The following is a 12,635-nucleotide window of genomic DNA, read 5'->3' as shown; positions in this document are numbered from 1 at the left end:
AATCGCGCTTAGTTTGCGTGTAGCCGTTTGGCCTCAATCACATCAGGCAATTGATTGAGCTTGGCCAGAACCCGCACCAGCACCTGCTGATTGTAAATTTCAATCTCCATATCAATGCTGGCGAGCTGTTTTTTCGTGTCGCTACGGCTTGCGACACTGAGCACATTCACTTTTTCATTGGCGAGAATGGTGGTGATGTCGCGCAGTAACCCACTACGATCATTGGCGATCACCCGCACCACCAGGGCGTAGCCACTGGAGTAGCTTTCGCTCCAGGCAGCTTCAACAATGCGTTCTGGTGCATGTGTCTGCAGATCCAGCAGTTGATCACAATCAGAACGGTGGATCGAGATGCCGCGCCCTTGAGTGATAAAACCGACAATGTCATCGCCAGGAATTGGCTGGCAGCAGCGTGCGATGTGGTGCAGCAGGTTGCCGACCCCCTCGATCACCACCCGTCCACCGGACTTGCCCTGAGGTGCCACACCGGCACCTTTGTGTTGGGTCAGTTGTCGCAGTGCAGCGCGATCTTGCTCTTCTGCACTCGGTTTATGCAACTTGCTCTGCAGAAAATTGATCATCTGATTGAGGCGGATATCACCGACACCAATCCCAGCCAGAACTTCATCGAGTGAATGGACGTTGTAGCGTGGCAACAGCAGTTTTTCGGCTTCTCGTAGGCTGATCCCAAGATGCTCCAACTCGCTATCCAGCATCTGCCGACCGGCAATAATATTCTTATCGCGATCCTGTTTACGGAACCAGTTATGGATTTTGGAGCGCCCACGGCTACTGGTGATATAGCCCAAATTGGGGTTGAGCCAATCGCGGCTGGGGTTTGGTTGTTTCTGCGTGATGATCTCGACTTGATCACCCATCTGTAGCTGGTAGGTAAAAGGCACAATTCGACCCGCGATTTTGGCACCAATGCAGCGGTGACCAACATCGCTATGGATGTGATAGGCAAAATCGAGCGGGGTTGAGCCAGCAGGCAGGTCGATCACATCGCCTTTGGGGGTAAACACATAGACGCGATCGTCAAACACTTGGCTACGCACTTCATCAAGCACTTCACCGGAATCGGCCATTTCTTCCTGCCAGGCGATCAGTTTACGTAACCAAGCGATGCGCTGTTCATAACCAGAGCGCGCCGTAGCCACTGCCCCCTCTTTATATTTCCAGTGGGCAGCGACGCCTAACTCAGCATCTTCATGCATTTGCCGGGTGCGGATCTGCACTTCTAGTGTTTTACCATGTGGGCCGAAAACCACGGTGTGGATCGACTGGTAACCGTTCGGTTTGGGGTTGGCGACGTAGTCGTCAAACTCATCAGGCAGGTGACGGAATTGGGTATGTACAATGCCCAACGCGGCGTAGCAGTCTTGCAAGCGTTCTACCACCACACGCACGGCGCGCACATCAAACAGCTCATCAAACGCCAGTGATTTTTTCTGCATCTTGCGCCAAATGCTGTAGATATGCTTGGGGCGACCGTAGATTTCAGCCTTGATGCCTTCCTGCGCCATTGCCTGACGCAGCAAAGCGACGAAATCATCAATAAACTGTTCGCGATCAATACGTCGCTCATGCAGCAATTCGGCAATACGCCGATACTCTTCTGGATGCAGATAACGAAAACAGAAGTCTTCCAGTTCCCATTTAAGTTGGCCGATGCCTAAACGGTTTGCCAGTGGCGCATAGATGTTAAAGCACTCTTTGGCGGTTAATACCCGTTCATCTTCGGTAGCATCTTTCACTTCGCGCAGGTGTGCGACGCGTTCCGCCAGTTTGATCACCACACAACGGAAATCTTCCACCATCGCCAGTAGCATCCGGCGCACATTGTCTACCTGTTCAGAGCTATTGGAGCCGTGATGGGTTGCGTTGAGCTGGCGAATGCCGGCCATATCGCGCACACCATGAACCAGCGCTGTAATCGCGGCACCAAACTGCTCAGTCAGTGTCTGTTCGGCGACAATCTCCGCATCGACCAGTGGGAATAGCATTGCTGCCAACATACTGTCGCTGTCCATGCTGAGCGTTGACAGAATTTCCACCATCTCCAGGCCTCGCCACAATAGCTGAGCGCTATCAGGTAGCCCGGCTGTCTGCTGCTCACAATAGTGCCAGGCTGCGGTTAGCCGCTCACAGGATTGCGCATTGGGGAGATTGAGTGTGGCAATCCAGTGATCAAGCGCAAATTCGCCAGCTGTATTTAGATGTGAACTTCTTACCGCAACCATAAGATTTTCCTATTTCGCGTGAGTAAACAGAGCCATTGATTCCAGGTGCCCAGTGTGCGGGAACATATCCAGCATCCGCACGCCCGCCAGGCGATAACCCGCCGCCAATAATACGCTGCTGTCGCGAGCTAATGTTGCAGGGTGACAGGAAACATACACCACCCGCTGAGGTGCCAGCTTGACAATGTGTGGCATCACTCCGGCGGCACCGGCACGCGCAGGATCGAGCAGTACCTTGTCAAAACCTTGCGTTGCCCACGGCTGCTGAGAGAGATCCTCTTCCAGATTGGCATGGAAGAATGACAGATTGCTCAGTGAATGGTATTGCGCGTTATATTGCCCCTTTGCCACCAGTGTGGCAACACCCTCGACAGCGACCACCTCTTTTGCCCGTTTTGCCAGAGGTAGCGAGAAGTTACCCATACCACAAAACAGATCAAGTACACGATCGCTGGCTGTAATTGCCAGCCATTCCAGTGCTTGCGCCACCATCTGCTGATTGACCGTGCTATTGACCTGAATGAAGTCACGTGGACCAAACGCCAGCCGCATGCCGTCTAACAGGTAGTAGGGTGGCTCACCATGTAGCAACTCCAACTGTTCACTGTCACCGGCCAGGTAGAGAGTCAATGCGTGTTGTGCTGCAAAGCGTAGCAGGGTTTGCCGATCAACTGATTGCAGTGCATCAAGGTGACGCAGAACCAGCATGGTACCATTGTCCGCCTGTACCAATTCGACATGGCCGAGACGTTTGGCTGCGGTTAGGCTTGCTAGGCATTGTTGTAGTGGCACCAGTAGCTGTGTTAATTCTGGTACCAGCACTGGGCACTGCTGCAACGGCACTAATTGTGCAGACTCTGCCTGACGAAATCCGATCAGTAACCGCTGCTGTTTATTTTGCCACTGTAATGCCAGCCGCGCCCGTCGACGATAACCGTAAGCGGGGCCACTGATCACTGCCTCGGTGGGAGGAAGTTGCGCTGTTTGATTTAGTAACAATCGGTTAAGTGCAGCTAGTTTGCTTTGCTGTTGTAGCTCGATACTGGCATGTTGCTGCTGGCAGCCTCCGCAGGTGGCAAAATGTGGGCAGCGTGGCTGACGACGCTGTGGGCTATGGTTGATGAGCCGAACCCGTTTTGCTTTGGCAAATTGCCGTCTGTTTTCGGTGAGTTGAACTTCTGCCTGTTCCCCTGGTAATACACCGCTGACAAACAGCGTTTTGCCTTGGTGATGTGCCACGCCATGACCGAATGGATCCAGATCAGTGACGGTGACGGTGACAATTTGTGCTGCTGATTGGGTCGTCACACGACGTTTTGCAGAGTAGAATTGGGCCATATCTGTGCTTTGTGCTCTGATTCATTGCCTGAATGAGTTAGATTCTCCCATATTGGAACCTTATGACCAAATATAGCTTGCGGGCACGTATGATGCTGCTGATTTTGATACCGACGCTGTTGATCGGTCTGCTGCTCAGCACTTTTTTTATTGTGCATCGTTACAATGAACTGAAAGAGCAATTTATTGAGGCAGGCGTCAGTATTATTGAACCGCTGGCTGCCGCCAGTGAATATGGCATGACCTTTAGTAACCGTGAATCAGTCAAGCAGTTGGTTAATCTGCTGCATCGCCGTCACTCGGATATTTTGCGTGCGATCACTGTTTTTGACGTTAACAATAATCTGTTTGTTACCTCGAATTACCACTACAACTACCAGCAGTTACAGCTACCGAAAGGGCTGCCAATGCCAACGGAACTGATGTTGACTTGGCGTGGCGAGTCACTGATCCTGCGTACACCGATCCTGTCTGAAAGCCGCCCACTCAACGAGAGCAGCACAGCCAGTGGCAGAGAGCAGTTTAGCCAGAATATTGGTTATGTGGCGATTGAACTCGATTTGAAATCGATGCGTCTGCAGCAGTACCAAGAGGTATTTGTTGCTGCGCTACTGCTGCTGTTTTGCATGATCATTGCGGTACTGTTTGCCTATCGCCTGATCCGCGATGTGGTACTGCCGTTGGGCAATATGGTTGATACCGTGGATCGCATTCGTCGCGGTCAGCTCGACAGTCGGGTTGAAGGGCAGATGCTGGGTGAACTGCATATGCTGAAGAATGGCATTAACTCAATGGCAATGTCACTCACTGCCTACCATGAGGAGTTACAGCAGAATATCGACCAGGCAACGTCAGATTTGCGTGAAACCCTGGAGCAGATGGAGATCCAGAACGTTGAGCTAGATCTGGCAAAAAAGCGCGCTCAGGAAGCGGCGCGCATCAAATCAGAATTTTTGGCCAATATGTCGCACGAGCTGCGCACCCCCCTGAATGGCGTGATCGGTTTCACCCGCCAAATGTTAAAAACCGAGCTGAACGCTACGCAAGCTGATTATCTGCAAACCATTGAGCGATCGGCTAATAATCTACTTGCCATCATTAACGATGTGCTTGATTTCTCGAAACTGGAAGCAGGTAAGTTGCTACTGGAGCACATACCATTCTCGCTGCGTGAGACGGTGGATGAAGTCGTGGTGCTGCTGGCGCCAAGTGCGCATGAGAAAGGGCTGGAGTTAACGCTGGCAGTGCAGAATGATGTACCGGAACAGGTGATTGGTGATCCGTTACGTTTGCAGCAGGTGATCACCAACCTGTTGGGTAATGCGGTTAAATTCACCGAAAGTGGCAATATCGATATCCGGATTGAACTGGCCAGCCAACTGGAACATCAAGTCGAATTGGAGATCCAGATCCACGATACGGGTATTGGCATTTCAGAACGCCAGCAGTCACAGTTGTTCCAAGCATTCCGGCAGGCGGATGCCAGCATCTCTCGCCGTCATGGTGGTACTGGGCTGGGGTTAGTGATCACACAGAAACTGATTAAAGAGATGGGCGGCGATATCTCGTTCCACAGCCAGTTAAATCGTGGTTCGACATTCTGGTTCCAAATTACGCTCGATCTGAATGAAGGCCTGCAAGCACCACCACAATTACCTGCCGAGTTGCGTGGTAAAACACTGGGCTATATTGAATCCAATCCGACAGCCGCCCAGGCAACACTGGATATGCTGAGTAACAGCCATCTGCAAGTGACTCATGCGGCAACCTTTGAACAGTTACCGGCTAATGGCTACGACTTCTTGTTGGTTGGTGTCCCCACCTGTTATCAGGCGAACCTGACACAGCAGCAGATGCTGGCGAAATACCTTACCAGTGCTGAGCAAGTGCTGCTGGCGCTGCCGAGTCAATCCTCGATCGATGCTGAAAAGATGAAAAAACTGGGGGTAGTCGGTTGCCTGGCGAAGCCGATCAGCAGCCATCGCCTCTACCCGTTGCTGGCGCTGGACAGCCGACAGCGGCAAGCCGAGCAGAAAGTGGCGGCACGCTTACCGCTCACGGTGATGGCGGTTGATGATAATCCCGCCAACCTAAAACTGATCGCTGCGCTGTTAGAAGAGCAGGTAGAACAGACACTGCTGTGTAAAAGTGGTGAAGAGGCGATTGCACTGGCACGCGATCATCAAGTGGATATGATCTTGATGGATATTCAGATGCCGAATATCGACGGTATTCAAGCCAGTGAATTGATCCATCAGATCCCTCATCACCGTTCAACACCGATTGTTGCTGTGACGGCCCATGCGATGATTGGTGAACGCGAGCAGTTACTGAGCTTGGGTATGGCCGACTATTTGGCAAAGCCGATTGATGAAGTGATGTTAGCGCGTTTGCTGGCACGCTTTCATGCCAGCGAAGTTGAACCGCTGAAAGCAGTTCATGCCAGTGAACCTTCACTATCACTTGACTGGGCGCTGGCATTGCGTCAGGCGGCTAATAAGGAAGACTTGGCACGTGAACTGTTGCAGATGCTATTGGATTTCCTGCCCGAAGTTAACCAGCGTGTCAGTGCGCTACTGGAGGGCGGCACTGATCAAGGTATGCTGGCCTTGATCCACAAGTTACACGGCAGTTGCAGCTATAGCGGCGTGCCACGGTTACGCCAGCTCTGTTTTTACCTTGAGCAGCAGCTACGCCAGGGTGTCAACGCGCACGAATTGGAGCCGGAATGGCTGGAGTTGCTGGATGAGATCGAACTGTTAAACACCGAGGCCAAATTTCGGCTATCTGAGGTGCGCTGACTGGCCATCGATATGACAGTAGTGCGATCGGCTGGTAACAGGTTCTCCAAGCAACAAATGGTCTCGTTTGTTCTGCCTGATGGTGACTGGGTAGGTGAATGTTGCAGTTGTCAGTGTTGTCGGTGATGCTTTTGCCACCGGCAACGCCAGCGCGTCTTTTTTCCTTCTTCAAAGCGTCATAGAAATGTCATTAAAAACTGATAATTAATCTGGCAAGCAACTTTTTGCCACCATCAGGATTAATTATTATGTTAAACAGAATCACCGTGTCGGCACTGGTCAGTGCACTCTGTTTTGCTGCGACAGGCGCAGGCGCGGCAGAAAGCAACACTGTCGCAGCAAGAAGCATCACCGCGACCGAGTTACTGGCTGGCTTCAGCCAATTGAATAACAGCGCGGCCGGACGCGCAGTATTAGAGCAAAATCTCAATACCTCAATTGCTATCAACAATAATGCATCGGCAGCACAGCGCGCTAGGGCGATCGCTGACAATACCATCCTGGCGCTGGTGGGTTCGATGGACAATGGGCTGTTGGTAGCGAATGCCTTGGGTGAGCGGATGTACGACATTTTTGCCGCCAACAACCGTATTAACGCCAGCAATGGCGCGGCAACTACCTTCTCGAAAAATTTTCAGCGTCTGTTATCGCAAGTGAATGCGTTAACCATGGCTGACTCCAGCTTTGCCAAAAACTTCTACGCCAATGGCAGTATCAATGGTGATCCCGCCAATCCGGCACAGGGGATCAGTTTGCCTGAGGGTGGCAGTTATAACGTCTATGATCAGGCTTATGCGCCGAAAGAAGAAGATCGTAACAGTGTCGGCAATTCTCGTCCGGTGCAGGTGGCTCCCGATCGTATTACACATACTTATGGCGCTGATTTTTTTGGTCGACCAACAGATTCAGCCAGTGAGATTGTCGCCACGGTAAAGAGCAATGCCGCGTTCCCCAGTGGCCACTCAACATTCGGTTTTACCAACACGTTGCTGTTTGCCCAGATGGTGCCGGAGCTGTTTCAAGAATTCCTGCTACGTGGTTCAGAATATGGCAATAGCCGTATCACGCTTGGTATGCATTATGCGCTGGATGTGATCGGTGCGCGCATTATGGCGACTTACGCATTGGCTCAGATCCTGAATAATCAAGCGGATTATATTGATCAAAATATCTCAAGCCTGTTTGGCGAACCGATGACCACCAGTAGTGATTTTAATCGCTTGCTCACCGATGCAGGCAGTGATCTGCGCGCGCTGTTGCAGCAAGGGTGCCAAACTTCGATTGCGCAGTGTGTCGCAGCAGAGCGCCAAGCGCGTGCCAGTGAAGCCGCAAAAAATAAGGCTGACTATCTCTATCGGCTAACTTATGGCCTCTCTCCGGTCGGGCCAACCGATTTGGCTCCCGTAGTTCCTGAAGGGGCGGAAGTGTTGATTGCTAGTCGTTTCCCTTATCTGAGTGCCGAGCAGCGGCGAGAGGTGTTAGCGACCACAGAAATTGAATCAGGCCATGCGCTGGATGATGGATCTGGCTGGGCGCGGCTCAATCTCTATGCCGCCGCAGATGGGTATGGTGCATTCAACCGGCGGGTGGCGGTCAATATGGATGCCAGCCAAGGCGGTTTTAGTGCTTACGATAGCTGGGGCAACGATATCTCCGGCAGTGGTGAGTTTATCAAGCAGGGCAGTGGCGTGCTTGAGTTGACTGGCAATAACAGCTTCTCGGGTTCAACCACAGTCGAAGCGGGGGCCTTGTTGGTCAATGGTTATCATGGCAATTCCAATGTCAGCGTACAAAATGGTGCTACGCTCGGCGGCAGTGGCACGGTGGGCGCGTTAACGGTGCAGAACGGTGGCACGGTAATGCCAGGTATTCCCGGCGCTGCACTACAGGTCAAAGGCACGCTCTCTTTTGCCGATGGCGCGCGCTATCAGGTTGCGATAGGTGCCGATGGCAGTAGTGATCAGATCAGTAGCAAGCGTGCGCTGTTAAATGGCGGTGATGTGGTGCTTACGTTAGCGGATCGTGGCAATTTGCTGGCGCAGCCGGAAAGTAGCACTCTGTTAGGGCAGCACCGGATCCTCAGTGCTGAGCAGGGGGTCAGTGGCCAGTTTGCAGCACTACAGAGTGACTACCTGTTTTTGACGGGCCAGTTAATCTACCAGCCTGATCAGGTGTTGTTGCAGTTGCAGCGCAGTAACACTCAGTTTACCGATGTTGCACAGGGGCGTAATCAGCGCGCTGTGGCGGACGCGATTGCACAACTGGCAGCCGGAGATCCGGTCTATGAAAGTCTGCTCTCCAGTGCCACTGAACAGCAGGCACAAGAAGCCTACCGTCAGTTATCTGGCCAGATCCATGCCGATATCGCGTCAGCGCAGCTCAATAGCGCACAGTACCTGCGTGAAAACTTCACTGCCCGCTTGCGTCAGCGCCCTGATGCCACGCGTCAGCACAACTCACAGCCTGCTTGGGCACAGCTATTAACCGCCAGGGATCGCGCGCTAGGTAACAGTGATGCCGGTGGTTATCAGGCTTCGCATGATGGTGTGCTGGTCGGTATCGAGCCGCTTGAGGGAGACGATTGGCAGTCGGGTATCAGCTTCGGTTACACGCGCACGGCGTTAAATGGTGCTAACTCGGCACACGCTGACAGTGATAACTATCACCTTGGCTTGTACGGCGCTAAATGGTTTGGTGATTGGGTACTACGTGGTGGTAGTAGTTACAGTTGGCAACGTATTGATAGCGAAAGGCAACTGCATTACGGTTCGCAGGCAGCCAGCCTGAATGCCAAATATAACGCGACCATGCAGCAACTTTTTGCCGAGTTCGGTTACCGTATTGATGGCGCGTTAACGCTAGAGCCATTTTTCAATCTGGCTTATAGCAATGTCAGCACCAATCCGATCGCTGAGCAAAGCGTGATTGCAGCACAGGGCAATGCTGCTGCGCTGCATAGCAGCAAGCAGCATATGCAGGCAACCAGTTCTACGTTGGGTGTGCGCGGTAGTGCGCAGCTAGCGGCGTTGTCACTGCACGCCGAGTTGGCTTGGCGCTATCAGTACCATCCACTTGATCGTGCCAGCGGGTTAATGTTCCAAGATAGCGCGGCTGAGCTGGTGGTGAACAGTGTCGCTGCCTCACGACATGCGGCGCTGGTGAAACTGGCTGGCGAATGGGCGTTGAGTGATCGCAGTGCGTTTTCGTTGGATTACGCGGGATCGCTGTCGAAAAATCATCAGGACAATCGTATTCAGGCTGGCTTTAACTGGCGCTTTTAGTGGCAGAGGGATTGCAGCGTCGGCGTTGAGCGAAAGCGGTTAGCTTGAACAGAACAGGCTATCCGTCGGTGGTTGGCCGAGCGTTGCTCCCCGATTTTAAGGTCGCGAACATAGCGATAACCTTGCTCTGCTGCTGTTGCCGAGTGATACTGGCGGGCAGAGCAACCCCTGATTGACCTAGCGATGAGAACAGATCCCTTTTTGATACAGCTTGCCGAACAACTGGGCGAACAACGCCAACTGCTGGTCGGTTTTAGTGGCGGGCTGGATTCCACCGTATTGTTGGATGCGCTGTGGCGTTTACGCCAGCAGCAGCCGGATATTCAGTTACGTGCGGTGCATGTGCATCATGGTTTAAGTCGCTTTGCCGATCAGTGGGTAGCACACTGCCAGCAGCAGTGTGACCACTGGCAGATCCCGCTACGGGTACACTATGTTCAGTTGGACAGTACCCAGGCTGGGATCGAGGCAGCAGCCCGTCAGGCGCGTTATCGCGCCTTCCGCCAGACACTGCAAGTGCATGAAGCACTGTTAACCGCACATCATCTCGATGATCAATGTGAAACTCTGTTGCTGGCTCTGAAGCGCGGTAGTGGGCCTGCCGGATTAGGTGCGATGTTGGCACAAGGTCAATCGGGTCAGCATCGTTTATTGCGCCCACTGTTGGCTATTTCGCGCCAGCAGCTTGAACGCTATGCTCAGCAGCACGCGCTGCGCTGGATCGAGGATGAGAGTAACCAGGATACCCGTTTTGATCGTAATTTCCTGCGACGTGATGTAGTGCCGTTGCTGAGTCAGCGTTGGCCTCATTTCGCACAGGCTGTGGCACGCAGTGCCAGCTTGTGCGCAGAGCAAGAGCAGTTGCTTGATGAACTGCTGGCTGAGCCGTTGGCTGAGTTAACTGATCACAATAATGCGATCTCGATTGAAGGATTGAGTTGCTGTTCTGCGGCCAAGCGCGCTGCGCTGTTGCGTCGCTGGATTGCCAGTAGTGCGCTGCCATTGCCTAGTCGGGACGGGTTGCATCAGTTATGGCAACAGGTAGCGCTCAGTAAACCGGATGCGGAACCGGTGTTACAGTTGTCAGGTTATCAGGTGCGCCGTTTTCAGCAACGCCTGTATCTGTTGCCACCGATGGCTGATTTAAGTCAACACTGCCTGCTTTGGCACGGTGAGACTCGGTTGTTACTGCCGGACGGTTTAGGCAGTTTGCAAACGGGGGAAGGGCCGTGTGTACTGCGTGCGCCGCACGCAGATGAGCAGGTAACAGTCCGCTTTAGCGCGGCAGGGCGGGTGCGTGTTGTTGGCCGTGCGGGTTCACGACCAATAAAGAAGCTGTGGCAGGAGTTGGCCGTTGCTCCTTGGTTGCGCAAGCGCATCCCGTTGATCTATTACAACCAGCAGTTAATCGCTGCGGTTGATCACTTTATTACTGAGGCGGGACAACCGCAGCTTGGACAACCGAGTTTGTGTTTGCAGTGGTGTAGAGAAGCACCGACACAATCCAGCCCTGTTCCGGTATTCACCGGCTAACAATCTGTTCGCTGTTGTATGCTAGCAAGTGGTACGCCAGCGCGCAGCGCCAATCATGCTGAGTGCAATCGGTGATCAACCAGTCCACGCTATTGCCGTGGTCAGATTTCCGCTTTCGATCGCCAGGCTGAGGTAGTAACGAACACCTGCAATCAGCGCCTGCTCATTGGGCGAAAAACAGGCGCTATGTAGCGCATGATTTTCCGCGTGCGGGTGTGCTGCGCCTAGCCAAGCAAAACAGACTGGCGCGATATGCTGATATTCAGAAAAATCCTCACCAACAGACATTGGTTGCGTTGCGACTCGAAAGGCGTGATCACCCAGTGCGTTACGAGCAGCACGCGCTGCCAACTGGCAAAGTTGCTGATCATTGTCGATTGCACTGTAATCCCATGGTTCAAAATGAATTTCCGCTCGACATCGGTGTGCTTCAGCGGTGGCACAGCAGACGCGTTGCATAGCAGCACGTATCTGCTGGCGTACTTGTGGTGTGAAGCTGCGTGTGGTGCCACACAGTTGCGCACTGTCGGGTAGACGGGCTGTGCTGCCGTCACCGCACTGTAGACTACAGAGCGAAATAACAGCGCTGTCGCGTGGATCAATTTCACGTGCCACGATGCATTGCAGTGCGCTGACGACAGCCGCCGAGGTGACTAGCGGGTCGATAGCCAGATGTGGCATCGAGCTGTGCCCGCCTTGGCCACTAATCTTAATATGAAATGTGTCACGATTGGCGGTAGCGATGCCAGGTTTAACTTCGATCACCCCACAGGGTAAGTTGGGTTGTAGATGTAAGGCAAAAAACATTTGCGCGCGCTCTAGGCAACCAGAATCTACTAACTCTTTTGCACCACCTGGCGAGAGCTCTTCACCACGCTGGAAGATAAAAATCACTTCACCATGAAGATGTTGGCGGTATTGCGAGAGTAGCGCTGCTGCTGCCAGCAGCATGGCGCTGTGTGCATCATGCCCACAGGCGTGCATCAAACCAGGCTGCTGTGAGCTGAAATCACAACGGTTCTGTTCGGTTACTGGCACGGCATCAATATCGGCGCGAAATACAATTGTTGGCCCAGGCTGTATACCACGTAGGTAAGCAACCACGCCTGTTGCTGCCGGTGTGGTGATCTCAATACCTGTCAATGTTGCCAACTGTTCAGCCAGGTAGCGGGTAGTCCAATGCTCTTGGTGTGAGGCTTCTGGGTGACGATGCAGATCTCGTCGCCAGCCAATCAGCCTTTTCTCGATGTTGTTCCAATCTGGTGTTTTCATCATGCGATCTGGGTAGTCGGTGTGGTATTGGTGGAAAATACATCAAAACAATTTATGTAGATGTTTGCAACCAGTTTAGATCCGTCGAATAAAGTTAAGTGTTGATAATCATATTCCTTAATCAATTCGATAGCGTGACAACTGACTCAATGCGGATTAAAGCGCAC

The 12,635-nt window shown here is 52.8% G+C and carries 6 protein-coding genes; 3 read left to right on the top strand and 3 right to left on the bottom strand.

The window, feature by feature from the left end:
- Positions 1 to 8: 8 nt before the first annotated feature.
- Positions 9 to 2,243, bottom strand: a complete 2,235-nt coding sequence (relA, locus tag EOJ37_RS02395) for a GTP diphosphokinase (protein ID WP_127957346.1) — start codon at positions 2,241 to 2,243, stop codon at positions 9 to 11.
- Between the two features lie 9 nt (positions 2,244 to 2,252).
- Positions 2,253 to 3,581 (bottom strand): 23S rRNA (uracil(1939)-C(5))-methyltransferase RlmD, encoded by a 1,329-nt coding sequence (gene rlmD, locus EOJ37_RS02390; protein ID WP_127957343.1) that lies wholly within the window; start codon positions 3,579 to 3,581, stop codon positions 2,253 to 2,255.
- A gap of 62 nt (positions 3,582 to 3,643) precedes the next feature.
- Between rlmD and barA the strand changes: the two genes are divergently transcribed.
- The 3 genes from barA (at position 3,644) to tilS (ending at position 11,196) form a co-directional block, all read left to right on the top strand.
- Positions 3,644 to 6,382 carry a two-component sensor histidine kinase BarA gene (gene barA / locus EOJ37_RS02385; protein ID WP_127957340.1) on the top strand — a complete coding sequence of 913 codons (2,739 nt, stop codon included), beginning with the start codon at positions 3,644 to 3,646 and terminating at the stop codon, positions 6,380 to 6,382.
- Positions 6,383 to 6,630: 248 nt separating this feature from the next.
- Complete coding sequence (locus EOJ37_RS02380; protein WP_127957337.1) at positions 6,631 to 9,663, top strand: autotransporter domain-containing protein; 3,033 nt, start codon at positions 6,631 to 6,633, stop codon at positions 9,661 to 9,663.
- A gap of 183 nt (positions 9,664 to 9,846) precedes the next feature.
- Entirely contained in the window at positions 9,847 to 11,196 is a 1,350-nt protein-coding gene (tilS, locus tag EOJ37_RS02375) for a tRNA lysidine(34) synthetase TilS (RefSeq protein WP_127957334.1), read from the top strand.
- A gap of 75 nt (positions 11,197 to 11,271) precedes the next feature.
- Here the strand turns inward: tilS and EOJ37_RS02370 are convergent, their stop codons facing one another.
- Positions 11,272 to 12,468, bottom strand: a complete 1,197-nt coding sequence (locus EOJ37_RS02370; protein ID WP_206194007.1) for a M20 metallopeptidase family protein — start codon at positions 12,466 to 12,468, stop codon at positions 11,272 to 11,274.
- Positions 12,469 to 12,635: the final 167 nt, after the last annotated feature.

The organism is Serratia microhaemolytica (genome assembly GCF_004011885.1).
Taxonomy (GTDB): domain Bacteria; phylum Pseudomonadota; class Gammaproteobacteria; order Enterobacterales; family Enterobacteriaceae; genus Serratia_G; species Serratia_G microhaemolytica.
The sequence above is the reverse complement of the archived record's forward strand: the minus strand, read 5'-3'. Positions and strand labels throughout refer to the sequence as shown.

Coding starts and splice junctions, on each gene's coding strand:
- relA (WP_127957346.1), bottom strand. CDS start 2,243: ATGGTTGCGGTAAGAAGTTCACATCTAAATACAGCTGGCGAATTTGCG.
- rlmD (WP_127957343.1), bottom strand. CDS start 3,581: ATGGCCCAATTCTACTCTGCAAAACGTCGTGTGACGACCCAATCAGCA.
- barA (WP_127957340.1), top strand. CDS start 3,644: ATGACCAAATATAGCTTGCGGGCACGTATGATGCTGCTGATTTTGATA.
- EOJ37_RS02380 (WP_127957337.1), top strand. CDS start 6,631: ATGTTAAACAGAATCACCGTGTCGGCACTGGTCAGTGCACTCTGTTTT.
- tilS (WP_127957334.1), top strand. CDS start 9,847: ATGAGAACAGATCCCTTTTTGATACAGCTTGCCGAACAACTGGGCGAA.
- EOJ37_RS02370 (WP_206194007.1), bottom strand. CDS start 12,468: ATGAAAACACCAGATTGGAACAACATCGAGAAAAGGCTGATTGGCTGG.